At 62.1% G+C, this 18419-nt stretch carries 14 protein-coding genes and 2 pseudogenes; 10 read left to right on the top strand and 6 right to left on the bottom strand.

Annotation, left to right across the window (positions count from 1 at the left end):
* The 7 genes and pseudogenes from JCM12178_RS13340 to JCM12178_RS13310 all read left to right on the top strand — a co-directional run.
* Positions 1-453 (top strand): porphobilinogen synthase (locus tag JCM12178_RS13340; RefSeq protein WP_500799077.1); only part of this gene is annotated, 453 nt, incomplete at its 5' end.
* Between the two features lie 4 nt (positions 454-457).
* Positions 458-1629 (top strand): annotated as a pseudogene (gene ahbD / locus JCM12178_RS13335) (heme b synthase).
* A 3-nt stretch (positions 1630-1632) separates the two neighbouring features.
* A pseudogene (gene ahbA / locus JCM12178_RS13330) lies at positions 1633-2081 on the top strand (siroheme decarboxylase subunit alpha).
* Positions 2082-2260: 179 nt separating this feature from the next.
* Positions 2261-4750: a methyl-accepting chemotaxis protein gene (locus tag JCM12178_RS13325; protein ID WP_054651986.1), complete on the top strand. Its 2490-nt coding sequence runs from the start codon at positions 2261-2263 to the stop codon at positions 4748-4750.
* 95 nt (positions 4751-4845) lie between these two features.
* Positions 4846-5505 (top strand): ribulose-phosphate 3-epimerase, encoded by a 660-nt coding sequence (gene rpe, locus JCM12178_RS13320; RefSeq protein ID WP_054651985.1) that lies wholly within the window; start codon positions 4846-4848, stop codon positions 5503-5505.
* Between the two features lie 7 nt (positions 5506-5512).
* On the top strand, positions 5513-7465 hold the full coding sequence (locus JCM12178_RS13315; RefSeq protein WP_054651984.1) for an ATP-binding cassette domain-containing protein: 1953 nt from the start codon (positions 5513-5515) through the stop codon (positions 7463-7465).
* Between the two features lie 78 nt (positions 7466-7543).
* Positions 7544-9325: a response regulator gene (locus JCM12178_RS13310; protein ID WP_054651983.1), complete on the top strand. Its 1782-nt coding sequence runs from the start codon at positions 7544-7546 to the stop codon at positions 9323-9325.
* On the opposite strand, the gene JCM12178_RS17920 is transcribed toward JCM12178_RS13310, so the two are convergent.
* Genes JCM12178_RS17920 through JCM12178_RS19890 form a run of 6 tightly spaced genes read right to left on the bottom strand, consistent with a single transcriptional unit; the run spans position 9322 to position 12990 of the window.
* Positions 9322-9495 carry an ABC-type transport auxiliary lipoprotein family protein gene (locus tag JCM12178_RS17920; RefSeq protein ID WP_083465936.1) on the bottom strand — a complete coding sequence of 58 codons (174 nt, stop codon included), beginning with the start codon at positions 9493-9495 and terminating at the stop codon, positions 9322-9324. The two genes, JCM12178_RS13310 and JCM12178_RS17920, sit on opposite strands and share 4 nt — an antisense overlap.
* Positions 9417-9914 (bottom strand): hypothetical protein, encoded by a 498-nt coding sequence (locus JCM12178_RS18415; RefSeq protein ID WP_054651982.1) that lies wholly within the window; start codon positions 9912-9914, stop codon positions 9417-9419. Before JCM12178_RS18415 ends, JCM12178_RS17920 begins: the two co-directional genes overlap by 79 nt.
* Entirely contained in the window at positions 9911-11053 is a 1143-nt protein-coding gene (locus tag JCM12178_RS13300) for an MlaD family protein (RefSeq protein ID WP_054651981.1), read from the bottom strand. Before JCM12178_RS13300 ends, JCM12178_RS18415 begins: the two co-directional genes overlap by 4 nt.
* The gene (locus JCM12178_RS13295) at positions 11050-11850 is read right to left on the bottom strand and encodes an ABC transporter ATP-binding protein (RefSeq protein WP_054651980.1); all 801 of its coding nucleotides are present in this window, start codon (positions 11848-11850) and stop codon (positions 11050-11052) included. Before JCM12178_RS13295 ends, JCM12178_RS13300 begins: the two co-directional genes overlap by 4 nt.
* A 1-nt stretch (position 11851) precedes the next feature.
* Positions 11852-12439 (bottom strand): MlaE family ABC transporter permease, encoded by a 588-nt coding sequence (locus JCM12178_RS19895; RefSeq protein WP_245628775.1) that lies wholly within the window; start codon positions 12437-12439, stop codon positions 11852-11854.
* A gap of 11 nt (positions 12440-12450) precedes the next feature.
* Positions 12451-12990, bottom strand: a complete 540-nt coding sequence (locus JCM12178_RS19890) for an STAS domain-containing protein (RefSeq protein ID WP_245628774.1) — start codon at positions 12988-12990, stop codon at positions 12451-12453.
* A 145-nt stretch (positions 12991-13135) separates the two neighbouring features.
* Here JCM12178_RS19890 and JCM12178_RS13285 point away from each other — a divergent pair, with 145 nt between their 5' ends.
* The 3 genes from JCM12178_RS13285 to JCM12178_RS13275 all read left to right on the top strand — a co-directional run.
* The gene (locus JCM12178_RS13285) at positions 13136-13615 is read left to right on the top strand and encodes an Lrp/AsnC family transcriptional regulator (RefSeq protein ID WP_172677136.1); all 480 of its coding nucleotides are present in this window, start codon (positions 13136-13138) and stop codon (positions 13613-13615) included.
* 21 nt (positions 13616-13636) lie between these two features.
* Positions 13637-16669 (top strand): proline dehydrogenase family protein, encoded by a 3033-nt coding sequence (locus tag JCM12178_RS13280; RefSeq protein WP_054651979.1) that lies wholly within the window; start codon positions 13637-13639, stop codon positions 16667-16669.
* 197 nt (positions 16670-16866) lie between these two features.
* Positions 16867-18419, top strand: a 1553-nt coding sequence (locus JCM12178_RS13275; RefSeq protein WP_083465935.1) for a ribonuclease catalytic domain-containing protein, incomplete at its 3' end; no start/stop codon positions are given.

Raw genomic sequence — 18419 nt, 5'->3', positions numbered from 1 at the left:
CATCCGCGACCGCCTCGACGAGGCCGGTTCGTGAACGCGCCGATCATGAGCTATGCCGTGAAATACGCCTCGGCGTTCTACGGCCCGTTCCGCGAAGCAGCGGAAAACTGCCCCTCCTGCGGCGACCGCAAGAGCTACCAGATGGACCCGGCCAACGGCCGCGAGGCCATGCGCGAAGCCGAGGCCGACCTCGCCGAGGGCGCGGACATCCTCATGGTCAAACCCGGCCTGCCGTACCTCGACATCGTGCGCGCCCTGCGCGACAACTACGATGCCCCGGTGGCCGCCTATCAGGTCAGCGGCGAGTACAGCATGATCAAGGCTGCGGCACAAAACGGCTGGATGGACGGCGACGCGGTCATGATGGAATCCCTCATGGCCTTCAAGCGAGCCGGGGCCGACCTCATTCTGACCTACTTCACCGAGGACGCCCTGCGCGTTCTGAACGGATAACGATATGCACGGACACAAGGGCTGCCCGCCCGAAGGGCACCCCGGCGGCCATCCCGGCGGACACCCGCACGGCAAGAGCCACCCCGGGGCAGAGACCAAACCGAAGATGACGCTTGAGGACGGCAGCCCGGTCTGCCGCCTCGTGGCATGGGAAGTGACCCGCTCCTGCAACCTCGCCTGCAAACACTGCCGGGCCGAGGCGCACGTGGAACCCTACGAGGGCGAGCTCTCCACGGAACAGGCCAAGGCGCTCATCGACACCTTCCCGGACGTGGGCAACCCCATCATCATCTTCACCGGCGGCGAGCCCATGATGCGTCACGACGTGTACGAGCTCATCGCCTACGCCAAGAGCAAGGGGCTGCGCTGCGTCATGGCGCCCAACGGCACGCTCATCACGCCCGAAACCGCCAGGAAGATGAAGGAAGCGGGCATCGAGCGCTGCTCCATCTCCATCGACGCGCCCACAGCGGCGCAGCACGACGAGTTTCGCGGCGAAGTGGGGGCCTTCGACAAGGCCATGCAGGGCATCCAGTACCTGAAGGACGCAGGGATAGAGTTTCAGCTCAACACCACCGTCACCCGCGACAATCTCCCGTTCTTCAAGGACATTTCGACCTCTGCGAAAAACTCGGTGCAGCGGCATGGCACATCTTCCTGCTGGTGCCCACGGGCCGGGCCGAAGAGCTGGGCGCACAGGTCATCTCCGCAGAAGAATACGAGGACGTGCTCAACTGGTTCTACGATTTCCAGAAGACCACGGACATGCAGCTCAAGGCCACCTGCGCCCCGCACTACCACCGCATCCTCCGCCAGCGGGCCAAGGAAGACGGCATCCCGGTCAACTTCGAGAACTTCGGTCTCGACGCGGTCAGCCGCGGCTGTCTGGGCGGGGTCGGCTTCTGCTTCATCTCCCATCGCGGGCAGGTGCAGCCCTGCGGCTACCTCGAACTGGACTGCGGCAACGTGCTGGAAACGCCCTTCCCGGAGCTGTGGCGCAACACCCAGCACTTCCGGAACCTGCGCAATCCCGAGGTCTACGAAGGCAAATGCGGCCACTGCGAGTACGAGCGCGTGTGCGGCGGCTGCCGTGCCAGAGCCCAGACCATGAAGGGCAACTACCTTGAAGAGGAGCCGCTGTGCTCCTACCAGCCCAAGAAGCAACCGAGGAAGTAGCGCATGGACAACTACGACAAACAGATTCTGGACATCATCCAGTCCGACTTCCCGCTCTGCTCCCGCCCCTACGAGGAAGTGGGCAGGCGTGTGGGCCTGACCGAGGCCGAGACACTGGCCCGCGTCCGCGCCCTCAAGGAGACCGGGCTGATCCGCCGCATGGGAGCCAACTACCAGTCCAAAAAGCTCGGCTGCAGTCCACCCTCTGCGCCGCGAGCGTTCCCGAAGAGAAAATCGACGAATTCGTGGCCGAGGTGAATCGGCACGACGGCGTCACGCACAACTACCTCCGCGAGAACGAGTTCAACATCTGGTTCACCATGATCGCCCCGGACATGGACGCTGTCGAGGCTGTCCTCGGAGAGATCACGGAAAAAACCGGAATAAAAGTGCTCAATCTTCCGGCCAGTAAAATGTTCAAAATCAAGGTCGATTTTCGCATGGACGACTAAAACGGCTGTTTTGTTTTCCGATTTTAAAGAGGATCCGCGCAGGCGGGTCCTCTTTTTTTGCGCTCGCAATATTCGATATTAGATATTCGAATGGATTTTTTATCGCCTGACATGTGACATACGTGTTCAGCTGTGATAGCGAAATCCGGTCTGACGTATATGCATAGCCGGAGAATATCATGAAGAAACTGAACGTGTTGGGAAAACAGATCGGGTTGGCTCTCATTACACTGGCCGCTGCCGGATTCATCATCGTGGCCGCATATCAGGGAATACATTCCGTTGGACGGGACCTCGATTCCTATGTGCGCTGGTCGGAAATCGACGCAATGATGAAAGACAAAGTGGTCATGAACCTCATGAAGGCCACCAACCGGATTCAAGGGTATGTGAACGCGCCCACGCAGCAAAACTACGTGGGGTACTCCCGCGCCATCTCCAATACGAAAAACAGCCTCCGGCTCTGGATGGATACCGTGGCTGACCACCCACAGCTGGTGGAACGCGCCAAGCCCGTTGAAGAGCGCATCAAGGCCATCGACAAGATCATGGGCAGCTACCGCAGCCTGTTGCGCCAGAAGAAACGCACCCTCGGCTACACCGACTCGCTGGCCACGGACCTCGCCGCCAAGATCAAGGAGTCCGTGACCATGATCATCGCGCCGGAGCGGCAGATGAGCGAGGTGAACGGCGACGTTCAGGCCGTCATCCGCTGGTACAACATGCAGGTCATCCTTGATGAAAACATTTCCATTCCGGTCAACAAGGCCGTGTCCGGCGTGCATGAGTACGTGGTCACAGGCAATCCGCAAAAGCTCAACGAGGTCGAGAACGACCTCGCCATGGCCACCAGCGGCCTTTTCGAATGGGAAGACGCAGTAGCCGGAAACGCTGAACTTGAAAGCACGGCAAAAAACATTTCGGACATTCTCTCAGGCATCAACGACAACCTCGGCAAGCTCAACAAGGTCAACGAGGAAGAGAAAAAACTGCGCAAAGAGATTCGGGAAAACGCCGATGCCGTGACGCAGGCGGTCGACACGCTCATAGCCGAACAGATCGACCCGGCCAAGGCCGCAGCAGTCCAGAACGCCCGCGAGGCGGAGCAGGGAGCGCTCGTCTCCATGGGCGTGAGCGCGGCAGCCGCCACCGGCATAACGCTCATCATTTCCGTTCTTTTCGCCCTGTCCCTCTCGCGCTCGCTGCGCAAGTCGCAACGCTTTGCCGAGGCCGTGGCCCGAGGCGATCTCGACGCGACCCTCGACGTGAACCGCAGTGACGAGATCGGCGCCATCGCCCGCGCCATCGCTGACATCCCCGTGACCCTCAAAAAGGTCCTCGGCGACTTTGGCAATCTTGCCCGCGACATCCGCCTCGGCCGCCTGAACAGCCGTGGTGACGAAGCGGCCTTTGACGGCGCATACGCCGACCTCATCCGCAACGGCAACTCCATGGCCGACAGCATCGTGAGCATTCTGGACACCATGCCCCTGCCCGTCATGGCCGTGGACAACGACCTTCGCATACTCTACATGAACCACCTCGGCGCGGCCCTTGACGACAAAGACCCCGAGGAACTAGTCGGCCAGCAGTGCTCCGAGCACTTCCGCACCTCCGACTGCAACACCGGGAACTGCGCCTGCGCCAAGGCCATTCTGGAAAACGCGCAGGCCCGCTCCGAAACGGACGCCCACCCCGGCACACACAATCTCGACATCGAATACATCGCCATCCCCATCAGGGATGAAAACGGCGAAGTGGCAGGGGCCTTCGAGGTGGTCAAGGATCAGACCACCATCAAGCTTGCCCAGAAGCGCATGATGGAATCCGCAGAGCGCGCCGAAGACATCGTCTCCCACCTTTCCGCCGCTGCCGAAGAGCTTTCGGTGCAGATGGAGCAGGTCAAACGCGGCACGGCCAACCAGAAGGGCATGAGCGCCGAGGCTTCCTCTGCAATGCAGCAGATGAGCGCCACGGTCATCGAAATCGCCCGCAACGCCTCGGACGCGGCAGAAAATGCCACCACGGCCAACGAGCATGCCACCAAGGGCGGCGACGTGGTCCGGCAGGTGGTCACGGCCATCGGCGAGGTGCAGGAGCGCGCGGACGCCATGAACGAATCCATCGCCGACCTCGGCAGCAAGGTCCAGAGCATCGGCGAGATCATGCATGTCATCAACGACATCGCGGATCAGACCAACCTGCTGGCGCTCAACGCCGCCATTGAGGCCGCGCGCGCCGGAGAGGCCGGACGAGGCTTCGCGGTGGTGGCCGACGAGGTTCGCAAGCTCGCGGAGAAGACCATGCAGGCCACCGGCGAAGTGGAAACCGCGGTCTCCTCCATCCGCCAGGGCGCGGACCAGAACGCGCGGGCCATCAGCGAGGCGGTTTCCTCGGTGGGCAAGGCCACCGATCTGGCGGACGAGGCCGGAGTCGCCCTTTCCTCCATCGTCGAGGTGGTGGCCTCCACGGACGACCGCGTACGAAACATCGCCACCGCCGCCGAAGAACAGTCCGCCACCAGCGAGCAGGTTACGCGCACCGTCACCAGCGTGGACGAGCAGGCCACGGAAATGGACGAGGCCATGAGCCAGTCCGCCAGCGCCGTGGCCGAGCTTGCCCGGCTGGCCACCGAGGTCCGCACCCTCGTGGAGGACCTCAAGCAGTAGCCCGCCCTTGCCCTTCGGGGTGAAACGAACTACAAGACCGTTGCCGCCACCGACGCGGCAACGGTTTTTCAATTTTCACGACACGGAGAAAACCAATGATCCTTTCCCCGTCCATGCTTTCCTCGGATTTCGCCAATATGCAGGCCGAACTGGAGGCCCTTGAGGCCGCCGGGCTCAAGTGGGTCCATCTCGACGTGATGGACGGCAACTTCGTGCCCAACATCACCTTCGGCCCGCCGATCATCAAGGCCATGCGCAAGCGCTCGAATCTCTTTTTCGACTGTCACCTGATGATCGAAGACCCGGGCCGCTACATTCAGGACTTTGCGGACGCGGGCGCGGACCTCATCTGCGTTCACGCCGAGGCCTGCACCCATCTGGAACGCGTCTGCGCCCAGATCGCGGACGCCGGGTGCAAGCCCGCCGTGTCGCTCAACCCGCACACCCCGGTGGAGAGCATCAAGTATCTGCTCCCCCAGCTGCACATGGTGCTGCTCATGTCCGTGAACCCGGGCTTCGGCGGCCAGAAGTTCATTCCCTTCACCATGGACAAGCTGCGCGACCTCAAGGCCATGATCCGGGACGCTGGCTGCGACACCCTGATCCAGATCGACGGCGGCGTGACTCCTGAAAACACCGCCGAGCTGGTTTCAGCAGGCGCGGACGTGCTCGTTTCCGGCTCGGCCTTTTTCGGCCATCCGCCTTACGACGAACGGCTCAAGACCTTCGAAGCCGCTGCCGCGCAGGCGAAATAGCCCCTTCATGTCGCTGCTGAACGTCAAGGACGTCACGCTCAACTTCACCGGCACCACGCTGCTCGAGGGCGTGAGTTTCCTCGTGGAACCCGGCGAGCGCGTCTGCCTCATGGGTCGCAACGGCGAGGGCAAGTCCACGCTGCTTAAAGTCGTCAGCGGCGATATGGCCCCGGACAGCGGCGACATCGCCTTCAGTCAGGGCGCAAAGGTGGCCATGCTGCCGCAGGACGTACCCGAAGGCATCACCGGCACGGTGTACGAAGTGGCCTGCGAGGGCCTCGGCGCGCTCGGCCGCCACCTCATCGCCTACCACAACGCAAGCCACGCGCTGGAAACCGGCACAGGCGACGAACAGGCCGCAATCAACGCCATGGAAACGGCCCAGACCGCCATCGAGCGCGAAGGCGGCTGGGAAGCGCACCGCACCGTCGAGACCGTGCTGTCGCATCTCGATTTGCAGGCGGACGAACCGTTCTCCATCCTCTCCGGCGGCACCCAGCGCCGCGCGCTTCTGGCCCGAGCATTGGTCTGCGGCCCGGACCTGCTCATCCTCGACGAACCCACCAACCATCTGGACATCGAGGCCATCGTCTGGCTGGAGGAATTCCTGACGAGGCGGGTCAAGACCATGCTCTTCGTCACCCATGACCGCGCGTTCCTGCGCAGCCTCTCCACCCGGATTCTGGAACTGGACCGGGGGCGGCTCTCCAGCTTCGACTGCGGCTACGACACCTACCTCGACCGCAAGGAAGCGGAACTGGAAGCCGAAGAAAAACAGCGGCACAATTTCGAGAAAAAGCTCGCTCAGGAAGAGGCGTGGATTCGGCAGGGCATCAAGGCCCGCCGCACCCGCAACATGGGCCGTGTGCGCGAACTCAGGAAGCTCCGTCAGGAACGCTCCGGATGGCGCAACCGTCCCGGCAAGGCGGACATGCTTGTGCAGGAGGCCGGTCGCACCGGAAAGCTCGTGGCGGAAACGACAAACCTCTGCTTCGCCTACGAAGGAAAGCCCATCGTCTCCGACCTCAGCACCGCCATCATGCGCGGAGACAAGGTCGGCCTGATCGGTCCCAACGGCGCGGGCAAGACCACCCTGCTCCGGCTGCTCCTCGGCCAGCTCGAACCGCAGTCCGGCTCGGTCCGACACGGCACCAACATCGAGATACTCTACTACGACCAGCACCGCGAAACGCTGGAGATGGACAAGAGCGCGCGGGACAACATCGCATCCGGCGCGGACTTCATCTCCGTGGGCGACAAGCGCGTGCACGTCATGGGCTGGCTGAAGCGGTTCCTGTTCACCCCGGACCGCGCCAACCTCCCGGTGCACGTCCTCTCGGGCGGCGAGAGAAACCGCCTGCTGCTGGCCCGGCTTTTCACCCGTCCGTCCAACGTATTGGTCATGGACGAACCCACCAACGACCTCGACGCCGAAACCCTCGACCTGCTCGAGGACATCCTGCTCGACTATTCCGGCACGCTGCTTCTCGTCAGCCATGACCGCGAATTCCTGAACAACGTGGTCACCTCCACGCTGGCCCTTGAGGGACAGGGCGTTGTCCGCGAATACGTGGGCGGCTACGACGATTGGCTCCGACAGCGCCCCCAGACGAAACCCACGGCACCAGCAGCCTGTAAACAGGCTCCCGAAGCGGCACAAACCGCTCCCGAATCGGCCTCCAAACCCGAGAAGAAACAAAAGCTCAGCTACAAGGACAAGTTCCGGCTGGAGCGCATGGCCGAAGAGATCAAGACCGTCCCCGCGCGCATCGAAACGCTGGAAGCGGACATAGAGGCCTGTCAGGAGCGGCTCGGCGATCCCGAGCTTTACAAAGGCGACGGCGCAGAGGTGGTGCGACTCAAGGAGCGAATGGAAACGCTGGAGAGTGAGCTGGAAACGCTCTTCGCGCAGTGGGAATCCATGGAAAGCGAACTCTCTGAGCATGGCATGCTTGAGTAAATAATACTGTCACGTACCGTGCCGCCCTGATATGCTCAAACTTGGTTTTCCCATGACATGGTCGAAACAGGACGAGCAATGGATCAAAAACCGTCTTCCAACGCAAGGGCCTCACTAAAGATTGCCGGCATCTATGCGCTGGCGGGCTTCCTCTGGATTCTTCTTTCGGACAAAGCGCTGGAGCTGTTCATCAGCAGTCCGCAGGTGATGCAGCAGGTCCAAACCGTCAAGGGCTGGTTCTATGTTCTGGTTACGGCCCTGCTCGTCTACCTGTTGGTACGCGGACACCTGCACCGTCTTTCCAAGGCACGGAAGCGGCTTGAACAGTCGCGGCAGGACCTTGAGATAACCCTGCGCGCCGCAGGCATGGGCTACTGGAGCTGGGAAAGAAGCGGCATGACCTACAGCAGGCTGGCAAAAAGCATCCTTGCCGCAACTCCGGACAATCTGCCCCATACGCTCGCACAATGGCGTGAGATCATCCACCCCGACGACCACGCCCACATATTCACGGCAGTCAGCGAGCACTACTCCGCAAGTTCAGACGTGTTCAGCGGAGAGTTCCGCATCCGCTTCAATGAAAACGACTGGAAATGGATAATGGGGGTGGGTCGCATCGTGGAACGCGACGAGGACGGAACGCCTGTCCGGGCCATGGGCATCATCATGGACATCTCCGACCGTAAACGGGCCGAACGCGAGATTGTCCGTTCCCGCCTTGAAGCCGAGCACGCCAACCGCTCCAAGAGCGATTTTCTCGCAAGCATGAGCCATGAACTCCGCACCCCGCTCAACGGTGTGCTGGCCATGCTCCAACTGCTCGATCATTCCGAACAGGACAAGGAGAGCAAAGAGTTCCTGCATACCGCGTACGACTCCGGCCAATCGCTCCTTCGCATCATCAACAATCTCCTCAGCCTGACCAGCGCCGAGGCAGGAAAGTTCCGGCTGCACGAGGAAGTGGTTAATCTTGAACGGCTGCTGGAGACGCTCCTCACAACCATGAATACACAGGTGCCGCCTGCCGTCAGCCTGCAGAGCGAACTTACGGGGGATATCCCGCCCGAAGTCCGCGTCGATGCCGGGAAAGTGGAACAGATCTGCTACAACCTCACCGGCAACGCGCTGAAAAACACCCAGAAAGGCAGCGTGACCCTGTCCCTGACCCGCCTGCCGCACATGCAGGGCGGAAAACGCCTCTACCTGATAACCGTTGAGGACACAGGCTGCGGCATTTCGGCGGAGGCGCTGGACACCATTTTCGACCCCTTCGTTCAGGTGGACTCCCCGCACAACTCGGCCAAGCATGGCGCAGGGCTGGGGCTGGGCATCGTGCAGCGGCTTGCCGGGCTTATGGGAGGCGGAATCTGTCTGGATACGGAAGAGGGTGTGGGCACCACGGTTGCCGTGTTGCTGCCGGTGGATGAACGCATTGAAACCGTTTCCGCAGCCGAGCGCGGGGACAGAGTCACAGGCCGACACATTCTGGTGGTGGACGACGACCGCATCAGCCGCATGGCCGTGACCCGCTTTCTGAAAAAACTGGGCCACACGGGCGACGCCGCCGCAGACGGCGCGGACGCGCTCAAGATGCTTCGGGACCGGGAGTACGATTGCGTGCTCATGGACATTCAGATGCCCGGCATAAACGGCCTTGAGGCAACGCGCAGGATACGGGCGTCCCGCTCGCTCAAAACGCGCTCCGACGTGCCCATCATCGCCATGACCGCGCATGTTCTTGAAGAAGACCGACACCAGTTCACCGAAGCCGACATGGACGGCTTCATACCCAAACCGATGCAGATCGAGGCACTCGCCGACGAGATCACCCGAGTGCTTTCACCCACGCCTCAAGACTAGAGCGCCTCCGCGAGATCGGCCTCCAGCGCCGCGAATATGCTTGCCGCAGCGCGGTTCATGGCCTGAACCAGCGCTTCCGGCGTTTCCGATGTCACGGGCTCGGTTTCGCGGAAGGTTCTATGGTAAAGCACCTTCGGATCGCCGCGCTCTGAAACGAGGAAGAACTGCATCTCCAGTACTGCCTGTGCCGTGTCGCCGGTGAAATCGCCGTAGAGTTCGGTGATGGAGCTTCCAGCGCGGCGTCCGTAAGCGCCACGCTGTCGGCCATTACCAGCGTGGCCACGCCGGAATCCCGGAGCCAGCGGGTCAACTCCTGCGAGAGGAGCAACTCCGGACTGCTGAAGTATTCATTGTAATAGTCGGCCTGAACCTGCCCGCCCGGCAGTCGGTAGACAAGCTCCTTGCCGCCATAGGCCGGGGCGATGCCAAGGCGAAGCAGCCGGATCATCTTACCTGAGTCCTCGCGTGGGGCTGCCTGTCGCGCCACTTCGAAAACGTAGTTCTTGCGATTGAGCGGCTCGTTCTTGAGCTTCACGCACCCGGCCACGAGCAGGGTCGCTATGGTGATGAGCAAAACGGTACGGGTCATCGTTCGTCTCCGGGGCTGGTTTTGGCCGGGGGCGCGCCGAAGATGACGCCGGAAGGATAGCGCTTGGCGTCCCCGCTGAGTTCCTTGAGGTTTTCCATGAGCGTGCGCGCGTCTTCGAGGATGGCGCGGATGGTGCCCTGCTGTCCGGCGGCGATCATGTTCAGCCGGTTAAGCACGGCATGCAGCTTGAGGACCGAGGCCTTCACCTCCACCGAAGCATCGTTCACGTTCTTGAGCGTTTCTCCGAGGCCGTCCATGTTCTCGGCCAGCTTCGGGTCGTTGAGGAAGCCTTCCAGTGCGGCGGATGCGCTCTTGAACGACTTCATGGCCGATCGCGCGTCGGACACGGCGGCCACGACGTCGTCGCCCGAGCGTTCCACGATGTCGCGTACACCGGCCATTGCTCCCGCCGCATCGGGGATGATTTGTTCCGCTGCCGGGTCTGACAGAATCTGGTTGACGCGCCGGAGCGTCTTCTCGGTCTCGGTGAGGTTGGCCTGAATGAGCTTGCCGATGTTCTTGCCTTCGGCAGTCTTCATGAACTTGCCCACACCCTCCACGATCTTTCTGACCTGCGTGATGATCGCCTCGATGTCTTCCTTGGAAAGTCCTTTCACGAAATTGCTGATGTTGGTCACGGCCGCCTCGAGCTTGTTCAGCGTGCTCGGAACGGACGGTATGTAAAGATTCTCGGGCTGCCAGTCGATGCGCAGCGGCGGGTTGGCCTTGGGGTCCACGTAGTCGATGTTCAGATAGAGCTGCCCGGTAAGGCCGATGGTGCTCGGCTTCATGCGCAGGCCTCGCTGCACGTCGCGCCGCGCCTTGTCCATGAACTGCTGCACGCTTTCCGAGCCAAGCCTGTCGAGGTCGAGCTGACACTCCACCAGAACGTACCGATAGTCCTCCGAATAGCGGTTGTGCACGAAACCGATGTCCGAGACCGAGCCGACCTTCACGCCCTTGAGCTTGACGGGCGAGCCTATGTCGAGGCCGTTGACCGACTCCTGAATATACGTCTCCACGGTAAGGGTGGTCTTGAAATATTGCCCTGCCCCGAGCACCACGACCATGAACACCAGCAGCAGGGTGCCGATAATCACGAAGGTGCCGAGCTTGAGGTAGTCCTGTTTTCGGATCATGCGCCCTCCTCCGCGGGGACGGGACAGTGCCCGTCGTCCGCATGGTGCGCGGGTTCTCTGTTGAAAAAGCTGCGAACGGTCTCGCTGGCGGAGCCTTCGCGCAGTTGTCTCGGGTCGCCTTCGGCCACGATGCCCTTTGTCTGTTTGTCCAGCATGATGACCCTGTCGGCAATGGAATAGATACTCGCCAGCTCGTGGGATACGATGACGAACGTGATGCCGAGATTTCGCGAAAGGCTCCTGATGAGCTCGTCCAGTTCCGCCGAGGTAACGGGGTCCAGCCCGGCGCTCGGCTCGTCCAGAAAAAGTATGCCGGGATCAAGCGCCATGGCTCGGGCGATGGCCGCACGCTTCTGCATGCCGCCGGAAAGGGTGGACGGCAGGTTGTAGGCGAATTTGTCCAGCCCGACCATGGCAAGCTTTGCCACGGCCACCATCTCGCGGGCCTCGCGCGGGAGGTCGGTAAACTCCTCCAGCGGCAGCATGACGTTCTGCATCAGAGACATGGAACCGAACAGCGCGCCCATCTGATACATGACCCCGAAGCTCCGCAGAATCTCGTTTCGCTCTCGCTCACCGGCACCGGTAAGCCGCCTGCCGTGAATGCTGACCGAGCCTTCGGCCGGTTCATACAGGCCGATCATATGCTTCAGCACCGTGCTCTTGCCGCAGCCGGAGCCGCCAAGGATCACGAAGACCTCGCCCTCGTTCACCTCGAAACTGATGTCCCGCACCACCACGAAGTCGCCGTAAGCGCAGGTGAGGTTCCGTACATTTATGACCGGTTCGCCGCGCATGTCATATCCCCAGATAGTAGTAGGCCACCGCGAAGATACCGTCGGCAAAGGCGATGAGGATGATGCCGGAGACCACTGCGCTGGTGGTGGAATCCCCCACCGCGCTCGCGCCGGAGCGGGTCTGCAGGCCGCGCAGGCAGCCGATGCCCGCCACGAGAATGCTGAAGACAAGCGCCTTTATCAGCCCGCCGTAGAAATCCGTGTACTGCAGATTCTGGAACACCCGCGAGGTGTACGTCACCAGCGGGTAGCCCAGCGAGATCATGACGATGAGACCGCCCACCAACGCGGCGAAGTTGAAAAACATGGTCATGAGCGGGGCCATGAGGATGGATGCCAGAATCTTGGGCGTAACCAGAAAGCGCGTGGGCGAAAGCCCCATGGTGTTCAGCGCGTCCACCTCTTCGTTGACCTTCATGGTGCCTATCTCCGCGGCAAAGGCCGAGCCGGACCGGGCGGCCAGCAGAATGCAGGTCACCAGCGGCCCCATCTCGCGAAACATCACCAGCCCGAGCATGTTGGGCACGAAGATTTCGCCCCCGAACCGCTGCAGGGTCACGGCCGACTGAAACGAGAGAATCAGGCCCATGAGAAAACCGATCAGGAAGATAATGGGCAGGCTGTCCACGCCCACGCGAACGCAGGCCAGCAGAATGTCCTTCCAGCGCAGCCTGCCGGGGTGTCGCACGCTCTGGGCGAGGTTGGCGACGATCTCACCGGCAAAGGCCACGGAGTCGACGAGATCATTGTAGGCGGCCTCGGTCTTGCGGCCCACCATCTCGGCAAAGCTCGGCGCTCCTTCTCGACCGTCCACTTCGGCTCCTCACAGGCCCACGTCATTTCAAGGATGCGCTGGAGTTCGTCACTGAGGCCCCGGATGCTGACGCTGCCCCCGGACCGGGCGGCCCGGTCGCGCATCATCACCAGCATGGCCGCCCCGGAACCGTCCAGATAATCCACGCGGGCACAGTCAAGGGTCACGGCGCTGCGGGCACCGGCCACGGCATCGGCCGCACGGTCCCACAGACCGCCGACGGTCCCGCCGTCGAGACGGCCCGAGAGGACCACCACGGTCCGCGCCCCTTCGGAAGTCTTCCGAACGTCGGCCGCCAGTGCTCCGGCTACGTGCGCCGTACTCATGGGCACCCCGCCCTATGCATGGAACTCTGCAACATTATTCATCTCCTACCTCAGCGGCAGACGATTGGCAAAAGAATCGTCCCTCAGACACAGGGGAACACCTTGTTGTTGACAAACACCTTGCAGAAGAATATTCTCCACAATTATGAATGAGAGAATTATTGACGAGCTTGACAGAGTTATCCTGAACATACTTCAGGAAAACGGCAGAATTTCCAACGCAGAGATAGCCCGGCAAGTTGGCAAGGCACCGTCTGCGGTGCTGGAGCGCGTTCGCAAGCTGGAGCGGCGAGGACTCATCGAGGGCTATGAAGCAGTGGTAAACCAGAAAAAGCTCGGCCGCAAACTGACCGCCTTCACCATGGTGTTCACCGACGAACCGGCGGGCAGTTTCGAGACCGGACGGGAGCTGGCAAAAATCCCGGAAGTTCTCGAGGTCCACTACACGGCGGGGCAGGCCCCGTATCTGGTCAAGGTCCGCGTGGAAAGCACGGAAGACCTGCAACGGACGCTGGCAAAGTTCGGGGCGATCGAATCCGTGCGCGACACCAATTCCACCATCGTGCTCACGACCGTCAAGGAATCACGGGGAATCCCCGTGTCCCCGCAGGACGAGTCTGAATAAATATCGCCAAGGAGAGGAAGCATGAGCATCGAAATCAAGGACATCGATCCGAAGATCGTCAAGAGAGGAAAGGAATTTTTCCAGTCCATCTCCGGTGAGGCGCCGTCCATCTTCAACAAGGGATGGTGGACAGGGAAAGTCATGGACTGGTCCATGAAGAACGAGGATTTCAAGGTGCAGATGTTCCGCTTCGTGGACGTCCTGCCCTATCTCAACACCTCCGATTCCCTCTCGCGCCACATCGAGGAATATTTCGCGGGCGATGATTCCAACATCCCCGACGTCCTCAAATGGGGCGCCACCAAGACCAAGTTCGGCGGCGGCCTCGTGGCCAAGGTGCTCAACAAGACCATCCGCTCCAATATCGAAGGCATGGCCCGCCAGTTCATCATCGGGCAGGAAGGCAAGGAAGCGGTCAAGGGCATCAAGAAGCTCAGGAAGGACGGCTTCACCTTCGTGCTCGACCTGCTGGGCGAGGCCACGGTCTCCGAAGAGGAGTCCGCAGCATACATGAACGGCTACCTCGAGGTGCTCGACGCCATCCAGAAGGAATACGGCAAGTGGAACGCCCTTGATTCCGACAACGACATGGACTGGGGCCACGCGCCCAAGGTCAACGTGGCGGTCAAGCCCTCGGCCTTCTACTCCCAGTCCAAGCCCGTGGACGTGGACGGCACCGTGGACGGCATGATGGCCCACATCGAGCCGGTCTTCAAGAAGGTCATGGAGATGGACGGATTCCTGTGCATCGACATGGAGCAGCTCAAGTACAAGGAAGCCACCATCGAGCTGTACAAGCGGCTGCGCACCAAATACCGCGACTACCCGCACCTCGGCATCGTCTTTCAGGCCTACCTCACCTGCACGGAGCAGGACGTTCGCGACTTCCTCGACTGGGCCCGCGAGGAAGACCTTCCGGTCTCCATCCGTCTCGTCAAGGGTGCCTACTGGGACTACGAGACCGTGCTGGCCAAACAAAACGACTGGCCGGTCCCGGTCTGGACCCACAAGCCCGAGTCCGACATCTGCTTCGAGCGCGTCTCCAGGCTGATCCTCGAGAATCACGACATCTGCCACTACGCCTGCGCCTCGCACAACATCCGCTCCATCGCGGCCGTGCAGGAAATGGCAACGGCCCTGAACGTGCCGGATGAAAAATACGAATTCCAGGTGCTCTACGGCATGGCCGAGCCGGTCCGCAAGGGCCTCAAGAACGTGGCCAAGCGCGTGCGCCTGTACTGCCCCTACGGCGAGCTGATTCCCGGCATGGCCTACCTCGTGCGCCGCCTGCTGGAAAACACCGCCAACGAGTCCTTCCTTAAGCAGACCTTCGCGGACGAGGCCGACATGGACCGCCTGCTGGAGAACCCCGAAGAGACCCTTCGGCGTCAGCTCGCGGAAAGCTCCTGCAAGCCCAGCCCGCGCAAGGGCGTGGAAGGCCTCAAGGACGAAATTCCGCCGTTCAAGAACTATCCCCCGACTGACTTCACGGTCCCGGCCCAGCGCGCCGCCTTCCCCGAGCAGATCGACATCTGGCGCAAGGAGCTGGGCAAGCAGTACCCGCTCTTCATTAACGGCAAGGAAGTGACCACCGAGGACATGCTCGACTCCTACAACCCGGCCAAGCCCGCCGAGATCATCGGCAGCATCTGTCAGGCCGGAAAGGAAGAGATCGACACCGCCATCGCCGGGGCCAAGGAAGCCTATCTCTCGTGGCGCGACGTGGACCCGAAAGAGCGCGCCCAGTACCTGCTCGACGCCGCCGAATGGTGCCGCAAGAACGTCTGGCGTCTCTCGGCCCTGCAGGTGCTCGAAGTCGGCAAGCAGTGGGATCAGGCACAGGCGGACGTGGGCGAGGCCATCGACTTCATGGAATACTACGCCCGCGAAATGATCCGCCTTGGCAAGCCCCGCCGCATGGGCAACGCGCCGGGCGAGTTCAGCCAGTACTTCTATCAGGGCAAGGGCGTGGCCGCAGTCATCGCGCCGTGGAACTTCCCCTTCGCCATCTCCGTGGGCATGGTCTCCGCGGCCATCGTCTCCGGCTGCCCCACGCTGTACAAGCCGGCCGGAATCTCCTCGGTCATCGGCTGGCAACTCGCAGAGATGTGGCGCGCCGTGGGCCTGCCCGACGGTGTGTTCAACTACACCCCGGGCCGAGGCTCGGTCATCGGCGACTACCTTGTCGAGCACCCGGACATCTCCATGATCGCCTTCACCGGCTCCATGGAAGTGGGCCTTCGCATTCAGGAAAAGGCCGCCGTGGTGCAGCCCGGTCAGGACCACTGCAAGCGCGTGGTGGCGGAAATGGGCGGCAAGAACGCCATCATCATCGACGACGACGCGGACCTCGACGAGGCCGTGCTCGGCGTCCTCTACTCCGCATACGGCTTCCAGGGCCAGAAGTGCTCGGCCTGCTCCCGCGCCATTGTGCTGGAGCCCATCTACGACCGCTTCATCCACCGCCTGAAGGAAGCCGCCGAATCCGTCAAGCTCGGCCCCTCCGAGGACCCGGCCAACTATATGGGCCCGGTGGTGGACAAGGGCGCGCAGGAAAACGTGATGAAGTACGTTCGCATCGCCGAGGAGGAAGGCAAGATCCTCGTCAAGCGCGAAGCGGACGAGAAGTACCGTGCCGACGGCGGCTGCTATGTGCCCCTGACCATCGTGGACGGCATCACGCCCGAGCACCGCATCGCGCAGGAAGAGGTCTTCGGCCCGGTGCTGGCCGTCATGAAGGCCAAGGACATGGATCAGGCCATCGAATGGGCCAACTCCACCCGCTTCGCCCTGACCGGCGCGGTCTACTCCCGCAGCCCGAAGCATCTGGAGCGCGTGTCCCGCGAGTTCCGGGTCGGCAACCTCTATCTGAACAAGCCCTCCGTCGGCGCGCTGGTTGAACGCCACGCCTTCGGCGGATTCAAGATGTCCGGCGTCGGCTCCAAGTCCGGCGGCCCGGATTACCTGCTCCAGTTCATGGACCCGCGCCTCGTGTGTGAAAACACCATGCGCCGCGGCTTCGCTCCCATCAGCGAGGACGACGACTGGATCTAGAAACGGCGTTTCCGGATCATTGAAAGCATGATCCGTCTACTCTCCAAAACGGAACGGGAAGGGCACGGCCCTTCCCGTTCCCATTTCCGGCACCCGCTCGCCACTAGCCAGCGGGAACGAAATGATATAGACGGTAGGCGGCCCACGAACGCACAAAGCGCACGGCCTTTCCCGGAAAATTCGAACAGCAGAGATACATGGCCAAACCCAAACTTCCCACGACCATCCGCCCCGGCGCGGTCATCGAATTCATGCAGGGCGACCAGCCGCAGCTGGCCTTCGTGCTGGACGAACAGTCCGGCAAGCTCCGCCTGTGGACCATCAACAAACGCGAAATGAAAATGCCCGCGCAGCGCGCCCTGCCGTGGACCGGCCCGGAGTACGCCCCCGACGCCTCCCGGCAGGAGATTCAGGACATCCTGAACCGCCATCAGGAAAAACGCGGTGCCATTCAGGCGGGCATCGACGTCATGGAGCTGTGGGAACTGGCGCAAGGTGAGCTCGAAGAGGCAGACCTCGACTGGTTCGCGGGCCTTCTCTGGGAAGAGCCAACCCCGGACGACAGCGCCGCACTCGGCAGGGCCATGCTTTCCGCCAAGACGCACTTCAAGTTCCGGCCGCCAAAATTCGAAATATACTCCGAAGAGACCGTGGAGCAGCGCATCCGGCAGCGCGAAGAGGAAAAGGCGCGCGAGGCGGTCACCCGCCTCGGTCAGGACCTCTTCCGCATCCTCTGGGACGCCCTCCGCTGCGGCTGCGAACCCAAGCTGCCGCCCATGGATCAGGAGACCGCCGACCAGCTGGCCGACATCCTCAAGTCCGTGGTGGCCGACAACCTCGACGATGCGGAAACCAAAATCTGGACCGCCGTCCGGAAAGGGCTGCCCGACCACCCGCATCTCGCCCTGCTGCTTGCCCAGAAGTGGGGCGTGCTGCCGCCGCATCACAACTTTCAGCTCGACCTTGCCGGGTTCGACTGGGGCGACGACTGGAGCGCGGAGTTTTCCGACGCCGTGGACGCCCTTCACCAGCGCTTCGAGGCAGACCAGCAGCCCGTGGACCCCACGCCGTTCATCAGCGTTGACGGGGCGACCACCCGCGACATCGACGACGCATTTTTCATCGAACGTGACGGTGACGGCTACCGCCTGCAACTGGCGCTGGCCCGGCCCACCGCGCACTGGGAGTTCGGTTCGGAACTTGATCGCGCCGTTTTCAACCGCGCCACCAGCCTGTACCTGCCCGAAGGCTCCAGCCACATGATGCCGGAAGCCCTCGGCACCGGCCTCTACAGTCTGTTCGAAGGCCAGCCCCGGCCCGCCACCGTTGCCGAGTTCCGGCTCGACGCCGAAGGCCGGTTGCTGGAAACCACGCCCCGGCTGGCGTGGGTCACCGTGCAGCAGAATACCACTTACGAAGCGGTTGAAGCCGCACTGGACGGGGACGACGACATCTACGCCCTCGCCCATGAGCTTTCGGAAAAACTCATCGCCCGCCGCATCGACGACGGGGCCTGCATCATCCGCAAGCCCGAGCCGGAAGTGCGCGTGGAAGGCTTCCCGGACAACGCCGAGGTCTTCATCGACCTCAAGACGCCCTGCCCGCGTGCCGAGCTGATGGTCAGCGAGTTCATGATTCTCGCCAACCGGGGACTTGCCAAGTGGGCGCAGGAAACCGGCGTGCCGCTGCTGCACCGCACGCAGGCCATTGCCCTGCCGCCCGAGGCCGCGGGCATCTTCACCGACCCGGC

The sequence above is a fragment of the Salidesulfovibrio brasiliensis JCM 12178 genome (genome assembly GCF_001311825.1).
Taxonomy (GTDB): domain Bacteria; phylum Desulfobacterota; class Desulfovibrionia; order Desulfovibrionales; family Desulfovibrionaceae; genus Pseudodesulfovibrio; species Pseudodesulfovibrio brasiliensis.
This window is presented reverse-complemented; position numbering and strand designations above follow the sequence as displayed.

Coding starts and splice junctions, on each gene's coding strand:
- JCM12178_RS18415 (WP_054651982.1), bottom strand. CDS start 9,914: ATGACCCGTACCGTTTTGCTCATCACCATAGCGACCCTGCTCGTGGCC.
- rpe (WP_054651985.1), top strand. CDS start 4,846: ATGATCCTTTCCCCGTCCATGCTTTCCTCGGATTTCGCCAATATGCAG.
- JCM12178_RS13325 (WP_054651986.1), top strand. CDS start 2,261: ATGAAGAAACTGAACGTGTTGGGAAAACAGATCGGGTTGGCTCTCATT.
- JCM12178_RS19890 (WP_245628774.1), bottom strand. CDS start 12,990: ATGAGTACGGCGCACGTAGCCGGAGCACTGGCGGCCGACGTTCGGAAG.
- JCM12178_RS13310 (WP_054651983.1), top strand. CDS start 7,544: ATGGATCAAAAACCGTCTTCCAACGCAAGGGCCTCACTAAAGATTGCC.
- JCM12178_RS13295 (WP_054651980.1), bottom strand. CDS start 11,850: ATGCGCGGCGAACCGGTCATAAATGTACGGAACCTCACCTGCGCTTAC.
- JCM12178_RS13280 (WP_054651979.1), top strand. CDS start 13,637: ATGAGCATCGAAATCAAGGACATCGATCCGAAGATCGTCAAGAGAGGA.
- JCM12178_RS17920 (WP_083465936.1), bottom strand. CDS start 9,495: ATGCAGTTCTTCCTCGTTTCAGAGCGCGGCGATCCGAAGGTGCTTTAC.
- JCM12178_RS13285 (WP_172677136.1), top strand. CDS start 13,136: ATGAATGAGAGAATTATTGACGAGCTTGACAGAGTTATCCTGAACATA.
- JCM12178_RS19895 (WP_245628775.1), bottom strand. CDS start 12,439: ATGGGCCTGATTCTCTCGTTTCAGTCGGCCGTGACCCTGCAGCGGTTC.
- JCM12178_RS13300 (WP_054651981.1), bottom strand. CDS start 11,053: ATGATCCGAAAACAGGACTACCTCAAGCTCGGCACCTTCGTGATTATC.
- JCM12178_RS13315 (WP_054651984.1), top strand. CDS start 5,513: ATGTCGCTGCTGAACGTCAAGGACGTCACGCTCAACTTCACCGGCACC.